This is a genomic window from Shewanella sp. SG41-3 (genome assembly GCF_014164545.1).
Lineage (GTDB): Bacteria > Pseudomonadota > Gammaproteobacteria > Enterobacterales > Shewanellaceae > Shewanella > Shewanella vesiculosa.
On sequence record NZ_JACJFJ010000006.1, the window covers coordinates 175,411 to 193,583 of the forward strand.

General features: G+C 41.1%; 19 protein-coding genes. 15 read left to right on the top strand and 4 right to left on the bottom strand.

Annotated elements, in window-relative coordinates; translation table 11 throughout:
* The first annotated feature begins 1 nt into the window (after nt 1).
* From ptsP to H5164_RS13475, 11 genes are all read left to right on the top strand, one after another.
* Nucleotides 2–1,723, top strand: a complete 1,722-nt coding sequence (ptsP, locus tag H5164_RS13425; RefSeq protein ID WP_182756648.1) for a phosphoenolpyruvate--protein phosphotransferase — start codon at nt 2–4, stop codon at nt 1,721–1,723.
* An 81-nt stretch (nt 1,724–1,804) separates the two neighbouring features.
* A complete protein-coding gene (crr, locus tag H5164_RS13430; RefSeq protein ID WP_182756650.1) occupies nt 1,805–2,314 on the top strand; it encodes a PTS glucose transporter subunit IIA in 510 nt (169 codons plus the stop codon).
* A gap of 263 nt (nt 2,315–2,577) precedes the next feature.
* Nucleotides 2,578–2,919 (top strand): ArsC family reductase, encoded by a 342-nt coding sequence (locus H5164_RS13435; protein ID WP_182756653.1) that lies wholly within the window; start codon nt 2,578–2,580, stop codon nt 2,917–2,919.
* Nucleotides 2,919–4,052: a succinyl-diaminopimelate desuccinylase gene (gene dapE, locus H5164_RS13440; RefSeq protein WP_124015926.1), complete on the top strand. Its 1,134-nt coding sequence runs from the start codon at nt 2,919–2,921 to the stop codon at nt 4,050–4,052. The genes H5164_RS13435 and dapE overlap by 1 nt, the downstream gene beginning before the upstream one ends.
* Entirely contained in the window at nt 4,043–4,753 is a 711-nt protein-coding gene (locus tag H5164_RS13445) for a M15 family metallopeptidase (protein ID WP_310736188.1), read from the top strand. Before dapE ends, H5164_RS13445 begins: the two co-directional genes overlap by 10 nt.
* Before the next feature lie 34 nt (nt 4,754–4,787).
* On the top strand, nt 4,788–5,636 hold the full coding sequence (locus tag H5164_RS13450) for an alpha/beta fold hydrolase (protein WP_182756655.1): 849 nt from the start codon (nt 4,788–4,790) through the stop codon (nt 5,634–5,636).
* Nucleotides 5,637–5,746: 110 nt separating this feature from the next.
* Nucleotides 5,747–6,373: a carbonate dehydratase gene (gene can / locus H5164_RS13455; RefSeq protein ID WP_124015924.1), complete on the top strand. Its 627-nt coding sequence runs from the start codon at nt 5,747–5,749 to the stop codon at nt 6,371–6,373.
* A gap of 169 nt (nt 6,374–6,542) precedes the next feature.
* A complete protein-coding gene (gene kdnA / locus H5164_RS13460) occupies nt 6,543–7,727 on the top strand; it encodes an 8-amino-3,8-dideoxy-alpha-D-manno-octulosonate transaminase KdnA (RefSeq protein WP_124015923.1) in 1,185 nt (394 codons plus the stop codon).
* A 71-nt stretch (nt 7,728–7,798) separates the two neighbouring features.
* The gene (gene kdnB, locus H5164_RS13465) at nt 7,799–8,869 is read left to right on the top strand and encodes a 3-deoxy-alpha-D-manno-octulosonate 8-oxidase KdnB (RefSeq protein WP_182722789.1); all 1,071 of its coding nucleotides are present in this window, start codon (nt 7,799–7,801) and stop codon (nt 8,867–8,869) included.
* 87 nt (nt 8,870–8,956) lie between these two features.
* Nucleotides 8,957–9,694, top strand: a complete 738-nt coding sequence (gene kdsB, locus H5164_RS13470) for an 8-amino-3,8-dideoxy-manno-octulosonate cytidylyltransferase KdsB (protein WP_124015921.1) — start codon at nt 8,957–8,959, stop codon at nt 9,692–9,694.
* 73 nt (nt 9,695–9,767) lie between these two features.
* Entirely contained in the window at nt 9,768–10,001 is a 234-nt protein-coding gene (locus tag H5164_RS13475) for a DUF2897 family protein (RefSeq protein ID WP_182722788.1), read from the top strand.
* Nucleotides 10,002–10,153: 152 nt separating this feature from the next.
* On the opposite strand, the gene H5164_RS13480 is transcribed toward H5164_RS13475, so the two are convergent.
* Together H5164_RS13480 and H5164_RS13485 are read right to left on the bottom strand one after the other, a co-directional pair.
* Complete coding sequence (locus H5164_RS13480) at nt 10,154–11,236, bottom strand: AI-2E family transporter (protein WP_124015919.1); 1,083 nt, start codon at nt 11,234–11,236, stop codon at nt 10,154–10,156.
* Nucleotides 11,237–11,261: 25 nt separating this feature from the next.
* Entirely contained in the window at nt 11,262–11,483 is a 222-nt protein-coding gene (locus H5164_RS13485; RefSeq protein WP_124015918.1) for a sulfurtransferase TusA family protein, read from the bottom strand.
* Nucleotides 11,484–11,646: 163 nt separating this feature from the next.
* Here H5164_RS13485 and H5164_RS13490 point away from each other — a divergent pair, with 163 nt between their 5' ends.
* From H5164_RS13490 to H5164_RS13505, 4 genes are all read left to right on the top strand, one after another.
* Nucleotides 11,647–13,080 (top strand): M48 family metalloprotease, encoded by a 1,434-nt coding sequence (locus H5164_RS13490; RefSeq protein ID WP_259396813.1) that lies wholly within the window; start codon nt 11,647–11,649, stop codon nt 13,078–13,080.
* 97 nt (nt 13,081–13,177) lie between these two features.
* Entirely contained in the window at nt 13,178–13,534 is a 357-nt protein-coding gene (gene arsC / locus H5164_RS13495) for an arsenate reductase (glutaredoxin) (protein ID WP_182742647.1), read from the top strand.
* 11 nt (nt 13,535–13,545) lie between these two features.
* Nucleotides 13,546–13,923 carry a DUF2069 domain-containing protein gene (locus H5164_RS13500; RefSeq protein WP_124015915.1) on the top strand — a complete coding sequence of 126 codons (378 nt, stop codon included), beginning with the start codon at nt 13,546–13,548 and terminating at the stop codon, nt 13,921–13,923.
* Between the two features lie 149 nt (nt 13,924–14,072).
* On the top strand, nt 14,073–16,022 hold the full coding sequence (locus H5164_RS13505) for a hypothetical protein (protein ID WP_182756658.1): 1,950 nt from the start codon (nt 14,073–14,075) through the stop codon (nt 16,020–16,022).
* A 95-nt stretch (nt 16,023–16,117) separates the two neighbouring features.
* On the opposite strand, the gene hda is transcribed toward H5164_RS13505, so the two are convergent.
* Both hda and H5164_RS13515 read right to left on the bottom strand, forming a co-directional pair.
* On the bottom strand, nt 16,118–16,828 hold the full coding sequence (gene hda / locus H5164_RS13510; protein ID WP_124015913.1) for a DnaA inactivator Hda: 711 nt from the start codon (nt 16,826–16,828) through the stop codon (nt 16,118–16,120).
* 154 nt (nt 16,829–16,982) lie between these two features.
* Nucleotides 16,983–18,080: a DUF2066 domain-containing protein gene (locus tag H5164_RS13515; protein ID WP_182756659.1), complete on the bottom strand. Its 1,098-nt coding sequence runs from the start codon at nt 18,078–18,080 to the stop codon at nt 16,983–16,985.
* Nucleotides 18,081–18,173 lie beyond the last annotated feature (93 nt).

The following is an 18,173-nucleotide window of genomic DNA, read 5'->3' on the forward strand; positions in this document are numbered from 1 at the left end:
AATGTCAATCAATGGAATCGTTGTTTCTGCTGGTATCGCTTTTGGTAAAGCACTGACTATCACCAATCAACTGCCGCCACTTGATTTTAAACTGCTTTCTATTGAACAAATTGACGATCAGCAGCAAAAATTAACGCAAGCTATTCATCAGCTTATTGCTCATTTACAACACTGCCAACATCATCTGTGTCCTGAGTGTGATCATTTTCAACTGATTGATAGTGATATTATCCTGCTTGAAGACGAGGAGCTGCAGCAACAACTGCATCAACATATTCACCAATTTAGAGTATGTGCTGCGGTGGCGGTTGATCGTATATTTAATCAACATGCTGTAGAAATGTCAGCATTAGACGACCCATATTTAGCAAATCGTAGCATTGATATTATTTGTTTAGCCAAGCGCCTCACCAGTGCGTTACATGGACATTTACAGTGGGACTTATCCGCTCTTACCGAAGACACCATATTACTGGCTGATGATTTAACCCCTGCTGAATTTGCGATATTACCATTAACCCACATTACCGGACTGATCCTCGAATCAGGCGGGCTAACCAGCCATACCGCAATTTTGGCGCGTGCAGCAGGTATTCCTGCATTGCTTAATTACCAATTTTCGCAAACCAATGATGTTATTGAAGATGGAGCACAACTGGTTTTAGATGGCATGTCAGGCGAGTTACATGTTGCACCTTCAACGGAAGTTTTTGAGCAATTAAAACAAAAACAACAACAAGAAGTAGTCCGTCGCCAAGCCTTGATGATTTACAAAGATAGACCCAGTCAAACTCGTGATGGCCATCAAATCACTTTACTCGCAAATGTGGGTAACTTAAGCGAAATATCTCACATCACCGATGTAGGGGCTCAAGGCATTGGTTTGTTTCGCACCGAATTTTTATTAATGAATGCCAAAGCACTGCCAGATGAGCAACAACAATATAAACTCTATAGTGATGCCCTTCACAGCTTACAAGGTGAAGTACTGACCATTCGAACCTTTGATATTGGCGCCGATAAAGAAATTCCTTGCTTGCCGCAAACCAATGAAGATAACCCTGCCCTTGGCATTCGGGGTATTCGCTATAGTTTGGCGCACCCAGCAACCTTCATCACTCAAATAAAAGCGATACTGAGGGCTGCAAATCATGGCCAAGTTCGATTAATGTTCCCCATGGTCAGTCAAGTCGAAGAACTTGACGCCGCGTTCTTATTAATTGAACGTGCTAAACAAGAATTAAATCAGCAAGAAAAAGGCTTCGGAACACTGAGCTATGGTATTGTGGTTGAAACCCCTGCTGCTGTATTTAATTTACCCAGCATGTTGCCAATGCTTGATTTTGTCAGTATTGGTACAAATGATTTAACTCAATATACCTTAGCGGCCGATCGCACCAATCCGAATTTAGCCAAACAATACCCTCCATTATCGCCTGCTGTGATCCAGCTGATTTCTATGACAGTAAGTCACTGTAAACAGGCTCAGGTTAAGGTATCTTTATGTGGTGAACTTGGCAGCGACCCACAAGTCTTACCTTTATTAGTCGGACTCGGTCTTGATGAATTGAGTATCAATCCGGCCAATTTATTAGACGTGAAAGTGGCATTAATCGAGGGTAATTACAGTCATTTTGTTCACCATGCACAACACATCACACAGTTAACTCGCATTACGGATATTCGTAAAGCCATTAACGCTTTTGCACAAGATTGCGTTTAATCACACAAATAATGTTGGTAAAGTGAGTATAGCCGTTTACAATTAACCGCATAAAAATATTAATAAAAGGGGCTAGTTCTTATGGGATTTTTAAGCCGCATTCGACGACTGATTTCAGGCCAACCACCGCTAACCGGTGGTATTGCCATTTATGCACCTGTATCGGGTGATATTGTCGCAATCGAAAAAGTACCTGACGTGGTATTTGCTGAAAAAATTGTCGGCGATGGTATTGCTATCGATCCTAAGGGCGAATTTATTGTTGCCCCAATTGATGGCACTATTGGGAAAATTTTTGAGACTAATCATGCGTTTAGTATTGAATCACCACAAGGGCTTGAATTGTTTGTCCATTTTGGTGTTGGCACCGTTGAGCTTAGGGGCAATGGTTTTAAACGTTTGGCCGAAGAAGGCCAACAAGTTAAAGCCGGTGAAGCAATCTTATCTTTTGATTTAGCCTATTTACGTGGCAAGGTCGACAGCCTATTGACCCCAGTGGTACTGGCTAATATGGAAGATGTTAAACAACTCGATAAAGCCCAAGGTAGTGTAGTTGCTGGTAAAGATGTTATTTTTACCGTACAAATGTAACATCAAATTGGCTAGTTCTATTTAACAACCCTGTTCAATAGTTGTCGTAAACATTCGCTTCACAATAATATGCAACCTTCACCTTAAGCGATCGTAGGTTGCATATTATGAAATCTTTTCAAAACAGCTTCTTCGGCTTGTTCAAGCCGCCCCACAATGCCACAATGTTGCTAATATCCAGTTTGCACTAGGCTGTCTTCAAAGCTCATTTTGAGAGCTAAAGCTTAACGTCACAACCCAATAGACATTAATGGAGTATTCTTTTGACTTTATATGGCATAAAAAATTGCGATACAGTTCGTAAGGCGCGCAAATGGCTTGAAGCCGAAAAGATTGATTACACGTTTCACGATTTTCGTGAAGATTGCTTGAGTGAAACAACCGTTGCACAGTGGGCTAATATTGCGGGTTGGGAAAAGCTATTTAATAAGCGCAGCACCAGTTTTCGTGGGTTAACTGACGCTGAAAAAACGGATATTTGCCAAGACAAAGCCATCGCCTTAATGGTGCAATATCCAACGTTGGTAAAGCGCCCTGTGTTAGTTAATGATGATAAAATACTGATTGGCTTTAACGTCGCAGAATACCAAGCGTGGTTTGCATAATGAATAACGATGTAGTTGAATTAGCAAAAGATCTGATTTCACGTCCCTCGGTAACACCACTGGATGAAGGTTGCCAAACCCTGATGGCCAAGCGTCTTGCTGCCATTGGTTTTAATATTGAACCTATGGTCTTTGAAGACACCACTAACATGTGGGCAAGACGAGGAAACAGCGATCCTGTATTTTGCTTTGCCGGCCATACCGATGTCGTCCCCACTGGCGACCTGAACCGCTGGCATACACCGCCATTTGAGCCGACCATCATAGATAACTATTTACATGGCCGCGGCGCGGCAGACATGAAAGGCTCGTTAGCTGCAATGATTGTCGCAACTGAACGCTTTATTGCTAAGCATCCCGACCATCATGGTTCTATCGCGTATTTAATTACCAGTGACGAAGAAGGTCCGTTTATCAATGGTACCACCCGCGTGATTGATACCCTTGAAGCTCGTAATGAAAAAATGACTTGGGCGTTAGTTGGCGAACCCTCTTCTACCCATAAGTTAGGTGATGTGGTTAAAAATGGCCGCCGTGGAAGCTTAACCGGTAATTTGACCGTTAATGGTATTCAAGGTCATGTCGCTTACCCTCACCTTGCTGACAACCCGATTCATAAGGCGGTTCCTGCACTAACAGAACTGGCGCAAATGCATTGGGACAGTGGTAATGAATTTTTCCCCCCAACCAGTTTCCAAATTGCTAATATTAATGGGGGTACGGGTGCGTCAAATGTGATCCCAGGCGATTTACAAGTCATGTTTAACTTCCGTTACTCCACAGAAGTCACAGCAGAAGAGCTGATCCAACGAGTGGTGAGTATTCTTGATGCCCATGGCTTAGATTATGATATCAATTGGATTTTTAATGGCCTACCGTTTCTAACCGGAGATGGCCCACTGCTTGACGCCACACGCGAAGCCATTCGAGAAGTGACTGGCTATGAAACCGATCCACAAACCTCTGGTGGCACTTCAGATGGACGCTTTATTGCACCAACTGGCGCCCAAGTGCTGGAGCTAGGCCCAGTAAATGCCACTATTCATAAAGTAAACGAGTGTGTCAACGTGGCTGACTTAGAAATATTGGCCAATTGCTATGAGCGTATTTTGGAAAAACTCTTGTGCAAATAAAGCCCCAATCGCCTTTAATCGATATCCCTAGCGAACACGCTAAGCTATACGGTTTAGGCGATCATCATTTGGTCTCTATTGGGCAGTATTTACTGGAGCAGCGAACTGCAACTGCATTTAAACAGCTGCAGGTCGCGGCATCAATGGCTGGATTTGATGTCCAGATATGCTCGGCATATCGGCCGTTTGATCGTCAATTGAACATTTGGAATTCCAAAGCCAATGGTCAACGGCCGTTGCTAGATAACACCTCAACCCCTGTGGTATTCAATAGTCTTTCACCACAACAACTGATTGATACTATTTTGATATGGTCTGCGTTACCTGGGGCGTCAAGACACCACTGGGGCACAGACCTCGATGTATATGATGCCAATGGTATTAGCCAACAATCATTGCAATTAGTCACCGCAGAATACACAAACGACGGCCCTTGCGCCCCGCTAGATCGCTGGCTCAAGTTACACGCAGGCGAATTTGGATTTTACTTTCCATATCAAGCCAATTTAAGCGGTGTCAGTCCTGAACCTTGGCACATGAGTTATTATCCTGTGGCAAATGAATTATTAGTTGAATTTAGCGCGCTGGAATTAGCAAAAGTATTGTCTGCTGCAGAAATATCATTAAAATTACCGCTACTTGAACGACTAACTGAGTTAGTTGATCATTATGTTTTCTTTGTTGCGCCTTCTCCGACGTAATGTCTGCGCGCACAGCCCTTTATATGAGTCTGTTATGTCCACTTTAATGCCCCATAAAATGATTGATAATCAACCTCTGTATTACGTGGATCAAGGCCATGGGCCTGTGGTTATTTTTTGCCATGGTTTACTCGCCTCCAGTGCCATGTGGCAAGGACAAATTGATAAATTATCGTCACAATATCGTTGTATCGCCATCGACTTTTGGGGCCATGGTCAAACAACCACAGTCCCTGACAATACCCAAAACCTACAAGATGTGGCCCAGCAGGTATTAACATTAATGGATATGCTTGATATTGGATCGGCAGCCATCATAGGTCATGGTAGTGGCGGCGCGATTGCTGCAGAAGTTATTTTACAAGCACCTGCACGTATCAATGGGTTAGTGATGTTGAACAGTTTTGTCGGATTCGAGCCACAAGTTAACTGCATCAAATACCAAGGACTCATGGCAAAAATTGCCAATGAACAAACTATCTCAGCTGAACTTGCACAAACTATTAGCGGGTTATTTTTCAGTAAAGAGATCCAGCAATTGAGTCAACAAGATGCTAACCTTAGTACTGTAGTGGCGCAATTCAATACACAACTAACCACTTATTCAAGCGCACAACTTGCGGTATTACTTAACATGGCCAACATGGCTATCTTTAAACGCGATACCTTAGAATATGTTGAGTTACTGACTTTACCCACATTAATCGCAGTTGGCTTAAGTGGCTATTTGCGTACCGCATTGGAAAGTTATTTAATGCATGATTCTATCGATGGCAGTCAATTATTGCACATTGAACAAGCGGGTCATTTTGCTAACATCGAAAAGCCAGCCATTTTCAATCAGCATCTTATTGATTTTTTGAGTAAAGTTAATTTTAATTAATCACATCAATGGATAGACCAGATCGATAGGCATTGCTGATATACTCGTAACAAAATGACATATAGCCTGTAATGACTTACAGGTTTAAAAACGACCTAATTCGAGCATCAATGAAACTTCTTAAACCATTATTTGATAATAATCGCCGTTGGGCAGAACGGATCAGTAGAGAAGATCCTACCTTTTTTGCTCAACTGGCAAAGCAACAAAACCCAGAGTACTTGTGGATTGGATGCTCAGATAGCCGTGTGCCATCAAACCAAATTATCGACCTCCTGCCCGGTGAAGTATTTGTTCACCGTAACATTGCTAACATGGTTATTCACACTGATTTAAATTGCTTATCTGTATTGCAATATGCTGTTGATGTGCTGAAAGTAAAGCACATAATGGTTGTTGGTCATTACGGCTGCGGTGGTGTTAGGGCTGCAATGAATAAAGAACGATTAGGTTTAATTGACAATTGGCTTGGTCATTTACGCGACATATACCGTATTCATCAAGACGACCTTGAATCAATGACTGAGCAACAACGTTTTGATCGTCTGTGTGAGCTTAATGTCATCGAACAAGTGTCAAATGTGGTATCGACTAATATCGTTCAAGAAGCCTGGGATCGTGGTCAAGAAGTCGCAATACACGGTTGGATTTATGGGATTGATAACGGATTGCTTACTGATTTAGACGTGACCATTGACCGTACAAATGGCCGTGTTAATGGGCAAAATCTAGCATAACTGTTTAATCTATCTTCATCTGCTGTTTTAATTGGCCTGTTATTTAGCAGGCCTTTGTTTATTGTTATTAAAAATATGCAATAAAAGTCGCGAACCACTACTGAAGAACGTTATAATCAAGCCGTTTATTTAGCGCTACTATGCGCAGAATTTTTAGGAGATGATTTCCATGCCTGGTTTTGAATTATTTGGTCCTGAGGAAAAGCAGGAAGTTGCTGATGTAATGGAGAACGGTTTTACCTTCCGTTATAACTTCGACCATATGCGCAATGATCGCTGGAAAACCCGCGACATGGAGCAACTACTTTGCGAAAAGATGAACGTAAAACACGCTCATTTAGTATCAAGTGGTACTGCTGCATTACAAACTGCAATGGCAGCAGCAGGCGTTGGTGCTGGTGATGAAGTTATTGTGCCTCCATTTACCTTTGTAGCCTCTGTTGAAGCCGTGTTTATGGCCGGTGCTGTGCCTATTTTTGCTGAAATTGACGAAACATTATGTTTATCTCCAGAGGGCATTGAAGCTGTTATCACACCACGAACCAAGGCAATAAACCTTGTTCATATGTGCGGCTCTATGGCGAAAATGGACGAAATCAAAGCCGTGTGTAAGAAGCACAACTTAGTGATTTTAGAAGACGCATGTCAAGCTATCGGCGGCAGTTATAAAGGTCAAGCATTAGGTACAATTGGTGATGTGGGTTGTTACTCTTTTGACTCAGTCAAAACCATCACCTGTGGTGAAGGTGGCGCAATTGTCACTAACAACAGCGATATTTATAACCATTCACACATGTTTTCTGACCATGGTCATGACCACGTCGGCAGTGATCGTGGTGCAGAATCACATCCTATTATGGGGTTGAATTTCCGTATTTCTGAAATGAATGCAGCCATGGGTTTAGCGCAATTACGTAAGCTTGATAAAATCATTGCCATTCAGCGTAAAAACAAAAAAACCATCAAAGATGCTATGGCTTCTATTGCCGAAATCACTTTCCGTGAAATTCCTGATCCTGAAGGCGATTCAGCTGGCTTCTTAACATTTATGATGCCAACAGAAGCGCGTACCCAAGAAATTAACCAAAAGCTGGCTGCCAACAAAGTTGATGGCTGTTTTTACTGGTATGTTAACAACTGGCATTACCTTAAAAACTGGAAGCACATCCAAGAACTCAAAGCACCGGCGGCGTTACCGATCATGCTAATTGCTGATCGCCCAGATTATACTAAGGTGCTGACACCTAAGTCTGACGCTATCATGAGCCGCACAATTTCTATGCTGATCAAGTTATCTTGGACAGATGAGCAAATTGCTGAGCGTATTGAAAACATCAAACGTGCTTTTGCCTAGTCTAAACACCTCTGAGCCTGTAAGGGCTCAGAGCACTTTTTACAGTACTTATCTCAATGGAGACTGTTGTAATGAGTTTTAAAAATTTTAAATGCGTACCAAAAATGATTTTCGGCCGTGGCTCATTCGTGCAACTTGATGTTGTACTAGGTCAAGAACGCAAAGAAGCTAACGATTTTGTGGTCTTTTTAGTTGATGATGTTCACCAAGGTAAGCCACTGGCTGACCGCGTACCAACTAAAGCACACGACTTACTGATTTATGTAAACGTTGATGAAGAGCCCACCACTGAACAAGTTGATGGATTAACGGCTCAAGTTAAAGCCTTTAACACGACATTGCCTGTAAGCGTAGTCGGTTTAGGTGGCGGTTCAACCATGGATTTAGCTAAAGCGGTATCGTTAATGCTAACAAACCCTGGCAGTTCTTCAGAATATCAAGGTTGGGATTTAATTAAAAATCCTGCTGTACACCACATTGGTATTCCAACAGTCTCTGGTACGGGTGCTGAAGCATCTCGTACAGCAGTATTGTGCGGCCCGGTGCGTAAACTCGGACTAAACTCGGACTACACTGTATTTGATCAAATCATTATGGACTCTGAACTTATTGCCGGAGTGCCTACTGATCAATGGTTCTATACTGGTATGGATTGCTTTATCCATTGTGTTGAATCATTACAGGGGACTTATTTAAATGAGTTCGCTAAAGCATTCGCTGAAAAATCGATGGATTTATGCCGTCAGGTGTTCTTAGACGACCACGCAGAAAAAGATGACAAGCTAATGATGGCATCTTATATGGGCGGTATGAGCATTGCTTATAGTCAAGTCGGGGCATGTCATGCAGTGTCTTACGGCTTAGGTTATGTGCTGGGCTATCATCACGGCATTGGTAACTGTTTAGCTTTTAATGTGTTAGAGGAATTCTACCCAGAAGGCGTAACTGAATTCCGTAAAATGATGAAAATTCATAACATCACTTTACCTAAAAACATCTGTAAAGACTTACCGGATGAGACTATCGCTAAGATGGTTGCTGTGACCAAGAGCATGGGCCCACTTTGGGACAACGTGTATGGTAAAGGCTGGGAAGAAAAAGTTACCGACGAAATGCTGACTAAGTTGTTCCGTCGTATATAATACACGATAGATTCAATCATAAAGGGCTCTTATGAGCCCTTTTATTTATTGTCTACACCATAATCACTACACAAATAGGTCATATTAATGAACGTTACTCTATTAATCCCGGCACGTTATGGTTCAAGCCGTTTCCCGGGCAAGCCGCTGGCCCCGATTAATGGTAAACCCATGATCCAACATGTTTACGAACGTGCTTCTTTAGCCAAAGGTGTCGATAATATTTATGTTGCCACTGATGATGACCGCATTAAACACGCGGTAGAATCTTTTGGCGGTAAAGTTGTTATGACTAGCCCTGAAGCTGCTTCTGGGACCGATCGTATTAATGATGCTATTGAGCAACTGGGTCTTAGCGATGACGATTTAGTAATTAATTTACAAGGTGATCAGCCACTGATTGATCCTATCTCAATTGAGCAAATCATTAGCCTATTTGAACGTCATCCTGGTGAGTTTGAAATGGCGACGTTAGGATTTGAAATTGTCGATAAAAGAGAACTAGATGACCCAATGCACGTTAAAATGGTCTTTGACAATGACTATAATGCATTGTATTTCTCACGGGCTCGGATTCCTTTTGGCCGTGATACCAACGACTACCCTGTCTATAAACACTTAGGTGTTTATGCTTACACAAAACGTTTTGTGAATGCCTTTGCTAAGTTACCTTTAGGTAGACTTGAAGATCTGGAAAAATTAGAGCAGCTTCGCGCTCTTGAATACGGCCATAAAATTAAAATTGCTATCAGCGCATTTGACTCACCAGAAGTTGATACCCCTGAAGATATTCGCAAATGCGAATTGCGCTTAGCTGTCGACTAACTAACATGTGTTAATCTAGTCTGAGTACTAAAGCAATAAGGCGATAAATACTAAGGTTAAACAGGAGTTTTCCATGAGTTTAGAAGGTTATGAAGTATGGCTAATTATTATTTTAGTCATCGGGATTATCGCGAGTAATATTGCAGTATTAAAATATTCAGCCAAATTTAAGATGCCTCAGTTTGGAGCACAAAAAGACAGCACCGATAAAACCGCACCTAAAGACAGCTCACAACAAGCAACTGATAAACTTAATCAACAACCTTCTAGCGAAGACGATAAAGACAGTAAAGATAAGCCCCTATAGTGCGAATACAATAACGTCATCTAAGCGCGGTTTTCCTGCAACACATACTGCTATTTTCATCGTTCATCAGCACAGCGTATTTAGTCCATAAAAAAAGCTAACACCATAACGGGTTAGCTTTTTTTTATCACTCAATTGAGGATCTTCAGGGATTATTCACTGTCGAACGAGACTCGTTGTTGCTGTTGGTTATTGGGCCAAGCATTGATGACCGCTTTAACTAATGATGCCAGCGGTATTGCAAAGAACACGCCCCATACCCCCCATAAGCCACCGAAGACTAACACAGCTGCAATGATCATTACCGGATGTAAATCAACGGCATCAGAGAACAATAACGGTACCAAAACATTACCATCCAACGCCTGAATAATGCCATAACCTAACATTAAATAACCAAATTCAGCACTAAAGCCCCATTGAAAAAATGCCACTAACGCAATCGGTAAGGTCACTAATGTTGCCCCGACATAAGGGATCAACACAGATAATCCGGTCAACACGCCAAGTAACGCAGAATAACTTAGCCCCATAATCGCAAAGAAAATATAACTGGCTACGCCAACAATAACAATTTCAATTACTTTGCCGCGAATATAGTTAAAAATTTGCTGATCCATTTCAAACCACACTTTTCGCGCTAAACCGCGGTTAGTGGGGAAAAATCGTTTACTACCATTTATCAAATAATCTTTATCTTTCAAAAAGAAAAATACCAACAATGGTACTAAAATGGCGTACACCATTAACACCAGTAATGACGCTGAATAACCAAGAATTTGTTTACCTAAATCAATAATATGCTGCGTATCGAGCATCTTTTTGATTTCTTCCATCATTGAATCAAGCTGCGGAGCACTGATAAATTGAGGGTAATCGGCACTAAATTCTCTAACCAGTAACATACCCTTATCGATCATAGAAGGTAAATCAGTTACCAATGACACCCCTTGGCGCCATATACTGGGCACTAAACCAAACATCAAAATAATCATTAAGCCTAAAAACACCACCAAGACGATTGACGCCGCCATCGTTCTGCTTATACCCAATCGCGACATTTGTGCTACTGGCCATTCAAGTAAAAAGGCTAGTACCAAAGCAACGAGCAATGGCGCAAGCAGACCAGAACCAAAGTATAATGCCAAACCAATTCCCACAATGATAAACACTAAGGTGATGGCTTGCGGGTCACTAAAACGGGTTTTGCACCAATCAGTTAAAAATTCCAGCATTGAAGAACCTTATATATATACAATTTCAATTTGTTTTGGTGATGATAAATGATAAACAGTGCGGTTGATCAGCAATGATTTCAATATCAAAACCCATTTTTTTTATCAACAAGGGAACATCTCGGCGTGAACCGGGGTCTGATAACAGTACATGTAATTTTTCATCTACATCCATGTGCCTCAGTAAAAGTTTTACTTTTACCAAAGGATAGGGACAAACATAAGGTGTTAAATCAATTAAAATCATTATCAACTTGCTTTAAACAATCTAGGGCTATTATCCTAGCTTGAACAATAAACCACAAGCAATGTAACTTAAGCAAACTTGTTGGTTAAGCTTAAATTTTCAATTCAATCATCATTAAAGGTTTCGCTTGAGCAAATTATCATTATCGACCTTTTCAAAAACACTGGCCGCGAGCGCAATTAGCGTACTATTTGCCGCCAGTATTGGCCACAGTTTTGCCAATAATGATCTTCCAGATCTGGGTACGGCTGCAGTTAATACCTTTAGTTTAGAAAAAGAAACCGTTTACGGTGACGCATACATGCGGGTTATTCGTTCTTCTGCCCCCGTATTAAGTGATCCGGTGCTAAGTCAGTATTTATCAGAACTGGGCAATAAGCTGGTTGCTAATGCTACAGGAGTCAAAACACCGTTTTATTTCTTTTTACTACGCAATGATGAAATTAACGCATTTGCATTTTTCGGTGGTCATGTTGGCGTTCATACTGGCTTATTTTTAAATGCTGACAACGAAAGTGAATTGGCATCAGTACTTGCACACGAAATTACTCACGTAACTCAACGTCATCTTGCGCGCTCACTTGAAGCACAAGAGAAAAGTTCTACGGCTACGATTGTGGGTATGTTAGGAGCTATTTTATTAACCATAGCAGCCCCTCAAGCAGGTATGGCTGCACTAGCGACAACCCAAGCACTATCAACACAAGCAAAAATTAACTATACCCGCTCAAATGAGCAAGAGGCCGACCGTATTGGCATGCAAACTCTTGTTGATGCAGGGTTCGATCCCAATGCTGCCGCCACATTTTTCGGTCAGCTGGCTATTCGTTATCGTTTTACCACCACCCCACCACAAATGTTACTGACGCATCCATTACCAGAGTCTCGAATTACAGAAGCCCGTAACCGTGCGGCTCAATACGCTAAACGATATGTACCTAACAGCCTTAACTTTCAATTAGCCAAAGCGCGTATCCAAGTGCGTTTTTCAAGTTTAAGTGACGATGCGGCATTATCTTTATTTGAACAACAACTCAAAAAGAATGAATATACTTTTAAAGAGGCTGCTCTCTACGGCAAAGCGCTGGCACTTTTCCGTTTACAGAAATTTGATCAAGCTGAGGTCATCATTGATGACTTGCTTAAACAAGATGACAATAATTTGTTTTATATCGATACCAAAACAGATTTATTAGATCAGAAAAAAGACTATACAAATGCCATCGCATTATTAGAAGCGCAACGGAAAATAAAACCAACTTCACAGGTGATCAATACTAACTTAGCCAATATTTATGTGCAGGCTGATCAGCCCCAAAAAGCCATTCCGCTTTTAGAGGAACTGATATTTTTCGATAAGCAGAATATGCTGCCTTATCAAATTATGGCTGATGCGTACCGCAAGTTAGATAACAAAGCCCTCGAGTATTACAGTAATGCTGAATTTATGGCCTTATCAGCTAACTACAAGGGAGCGATTGACCAACTCAACTATGCTTATCGCTATTCAGATGGTAAAACCTTACAACTGGCAAGAATTGAAGCAAGAATAAGACAATTTAGACAATCTGATAGGGAAATGGAGGCGTTAAAGTAGCCGCAATAATTTAACCTTACAAGCCATTCTTTGATAGAATGATGGCAAACAATAAATGAATTTATTGTTTGCCATTTTTTAATGACGGACTCTAAACATGACAACTGCAAAAACAATTATTTACCATAACCCGCGCTGCTCAAAAAGCCGTGAAACCTTAGCATTACTGCAGGCTAATAACGCCGATATCACAGTCGTTGAATATTTAAAGACGCCGCCATCCGCCACGGAAATACAGACCATATTACAGCTTCTGGGTTTAACGGCGCGCCAGCTAATGCGAACCAAAGAAGATGAATATAAAAGCCAATACTTAGCAGATGCATCCTTATCAGAAGCGCACCTTATTGCTGCTATGGTAGCAACACCTAAGTTAATTGAACGCCCAATTGTGCTAGCCAACAATAAAGCTGCTATTGGCCGTCCTCCTGAAAATGTTTTGTCTATTCTGTAACGAGTACCATAATGACTTCCCAAACCTTGTTTCAACTAAGCCGAATCGGTTACCTTGCGTTACTCCTACTGCTTAGCGGTTGGTTTATTCAACAAGGCATCAATGGCACCTATTCGCTAGGGTTCAGCTTAATATGGATTGTACCTTTATTATTTCCGCTAAAAGGTATTTTAACTGGTAATCCTTATACTTATGCATGGGCCAGCTTTATTCTGTGTGTGTATTTATTGCATGGCTTAACCCTGGCTTACATCACTACCGATGCGTTTGTGTTTGCGGTGATTGAATCAGTACTAATTGGCATTCTATTAATCACTTTTCCATTTTATGCCCGCAAGCGAGGTAGAGAGCTAGGATTAGGGCTAAAGAAAAAGTCTGAGCAACAATAAACCACCTTCATTTTTGTTGTTTATCTAAGCGCTTTCGGGCGCTTTTTTGTTGATTGCATTTAAACAAGACAGCATGCTACATTTATCCGTTAACAAGATGTTGCATAGTATGTTTTTTAATAACAACAAAATAATCATGGAGTGGTTTAATGCCGTTATCGCAAAAATTAGGGCCCTACAGCCTTTTAGCCTGTGCCATGTTAGTTAGCGCATGCGGAGGAGATTCAAACAATAACGATCAAGGTACGCCAACCTCATCCGCTTTCGAAATTTGCAGTGAAAATATCACTTACTCTATTGCCGACACAAACTCTCAACTGACTTTTATTGTTGAACACCGTTATGCCAAAGACAAACCCGGTAGCATTATTGCCAATCTCAATCAACAAGACAGTATTGGTAAAACATTTTTTTGGCAGCAGATTTCAGGACCAAGCCTTGAACTAACAGCAGTCAATAGCCAAGTTTTAGCATTCACACCGACAAGTAACCAAGATTACGCTTTTAAGGTGACTGTCTCTGGCGATAACATCAGTATAGAAGAAACGGTATCCATTACTGCCGATTCAGCTGACAATATTTTACGTATTAACAGCGATCATCAAATGGTCAATAGAACTGATGCGAGTTTACGTATACAGAATATTAACGGCCAAGTACCTGAAAATATTAGCTGGTGCATGTATCCTAGTGATAATAATAAAGCCTTTACTAACGTGGATTTAAGTGACATTACTAGGCCACTGTTTGTTGCTCCAAACGTCGATACCGATCAACTCTTCAGTCTTAAAGCCACGGCCTCATTTGATGGCCAAACGATAAGTGATGACGTCAATTTACTCGTAACCAAAGAAAAAGCGGCCCCAGCGGACGCCTACTTCAGTTACCCCGTTGCACGAACGCACGCTTACAAGCATGACTCACCTTATGCTAACCAACTGGCCTCTTGTGTTTACTCGAATCAATTCGTTGAGCCATGCAATATTGTTAATGTGCTGCCCTTCATTAGCCAAGATACTAATCCAGACCCGATTGATACTATTATGGACAGAGTCCTCGTTTCACACGACTGGATGGCAGCAAACTTTGAAGCCTATTTACGTGCACAAACTCACAATGATTTTGTAGAATTGCTGCAATCAGTGACTGCTATCGTCATCAGTTACGATATTAGACCGGCCTTTTATGCTGGTTATATAGGAGCAATATATTTAGACCCTGAATACCTGTGGCTAACTTCAGCACAGCGAGATACGATTAATGAAACGCCTGATTATCGTAGCAACTTTGGTGAAGAGCTTAATTATCTCTCGCCATATCGTTATGTCAAAAACAACGATTATGCTGGTCAATATATAGAAATAGGCAATCGTACTAACCGTACCATGGAGAATATGTCTTCTAATCTAGCCAGGCTCTTATATCACGAACTTGCTCATGCAAATGATTATTACCCACAAAGCATACATGCCAATATTCAAGGTCCAACCTTAAAAGAAGAATATCAACGTCGTTATGAGGCTAATGCGATGACCTCTGATCAACTCAACATCCGCTACCCATTAACCAGTACTGAGATGTATGGTCTTGCAAACGTTAATTACTCTGGCGAGTCAGCAAATAATACCCAAAAAGCTTATACACCAAGTGACGTCGCACAATTTTTTGCCAACGATCTTGCCAACGATGACTATGCTTATTCATCAACACGAGAAGATGCAGCGATGCTATTTGAAGAAGTGATGATGAGCCATCGATATGGTATTTTGCGTGATATCGCGATTACTGACAAACCAGAAGTTGCCACAAGTTCAACCATTGTGGTTGAATGGGGTCAGCGCGGCCGTATCGGCCAACCTGAGTTATATGATCGTGCCAGCTATGTTGTGAGCCAAATGTTACCTGCAATAGGGGTAACACAAGTGATGGATGGTTTGCCTGCACCTGTGGCGTTAGTTAACGGTCTGAGTTGGGCACAAAATTTAGTGCTAACAACTGATCCATCAAAATCATCACAGAAAGTCTCATCTCAAGCTGAACAAAATGCTGTTGACTCTAGACCATTACAATTTAGTGGCAATGATCATCTGCAGCAATAAGTCATTAACTCACTAAACAAAAACGCCAAATGAATTCATTTGGCGTTTTTATTATCTAATAGGATAGACTGACAACGATAATTTTTTATAAGGAATTATAGTCTAAGCATCTCTTTTATAAATGGAATAGTCAGTTTTCGCTGATGTACCATAGAGGCTTTATCGAGTTTATCGAGCACATCAAACAAGGTGCGTAAATCACGAGCCATACGAGTGAGTAAAAAACGCCCTACTTCATCAGATAACTGCAAGCCACGCATTGCCGCACGGCGTTGTAATGCAAGCAGTTTTTCATCATCAGCCATAGGTTGCAGTTGATATATGAGTCCCCACTGCATTCGAGAAACCAAATCGGGCAGTAAAAAACCCGTTTCTGAAGGTGAAGCTTTACCGCTCACAATCAAACGACAATCTTGTTGCTCTGCAATACGATTATACAAATGAAAAATGGCTTCTTCCCATACAGGGTGGCCCGCTATCGCTTCAACATCGTCAATACAAATCAAGTCAAGCGATTCTAGGCCCTCAAACAAGGCCGGAGAAATACTTGCGTGAATGCCAAGTGGGATATACAAAGTACGGCGGTCTAAGTCGTTAGCATGAGCGCAAGCAGCATGCATTAAATGTGTTCGGCCTGACTTTTCGGGACCATAAAGATATAAAGAAGAAGCCAAGGATCCCTCAGCACTGGCTTGAAGTTTTTGGATCAACTCGTCATTACCCGAAGCGGGGTAATAACTCTGAAAAGTTTCATCGTCAGGTAAATAAACGGGTAAAGATAATTGTCTTGGTGAGTTTTGTGTCACTCAGATAGGTCTCAAAATCATAAACGAACTAACATCATTATACCTAAGTGAGTCCATTATGCGAATATAGGCAATAAGCCTCAACATAAAGATGCCTCAGATACAGCATTTCACGCTATACGATAAAACAGTATAGCGCACCGATTGATCATACTTATTGACCCAACCATTGATAAATCAACTTAGGTTTAGTTTTGTCAGTAGTTGACTCATAAAATGAATCGACACTGCCCACAGTATCTAATTGTGATAAGCGGCTATCAATATTAAGCAACCGCTGCAAATCATCTAAATTACTAAACAAGTCAATAGTATAAGTGGCAGAATCGCCCTTAAACTGGCTTAATGTTATCGACTTAACGGCACTAAGCTGACGAAGGTAACGTTCAACATTCACCACTTGAGTCATATTATTTAATCCGGTAAATCTGACTTGTGTTGTAAGGTCACCGCCTGTAGAAGCAATAGCATATTGACTAATATAATAATCCGCCAGAATACTCATCATACTTTTGGTAGCTTGTTGATAATCGGTGGCATCACCTTGTTGAGAAATTAAAGCCACCAACACACCATTAGTTCTGTTTTTATCGAATAACTTAATGCTGTAATGTAGGTTGCTGCCTTGGGTATCAATATTGGCAACAGCAAAGTAATCAGCTTGGTAACGGGTTGATGCTTTGGCTAATACATCGGTAAACATACCACGCACATCAGTAATGCTCACTTGCATAACATCATCTAAATCCATAATAGGCAACAATAATGGAATGCCTTTATTATTAGACTCTTGGGCTAAATCAGTACGTATATCTGTGGCCGAATCATCAGCTAAAATAGTTTGCTGATTATTTTCATCAACGGATATCCACAACAAGGTTAATGGCCGCTGGCTCCCCCAAACAGGTAAACCGGCTTCGCGTAATGTTGAAATCACCCGCTGATGGTCAAAACTGGCTTTGAGCATCAACTCACCATTTGACTCATAATAACCATATTGAGTCAAAATGACCTCAGGGGCATTAATTTGAGCTTTAACTAGGGGGTGAAGCACCACACTAGGTAAACCAGAATTTTTCAAGAAAACAGCAGCTAATGCCTCTTTTAGCGCATTATCTTTTACATCATTTGCACGTGAACTCACCGCAATATCGGCTTCATCTAACTTGCCGACTTCAGCAGCATACACAGTCGCAATAGAGGTTAATGCAATTATCGGTAACACAATGAGATTAATTAGTTTTTTCAGCATCAGATAACATAAACGCAGCAAATATAAGTGAACAAATTATATCATAATAAAATTCTATCGAGTAATGGATAACGAAAACTCTTTTTTACTACT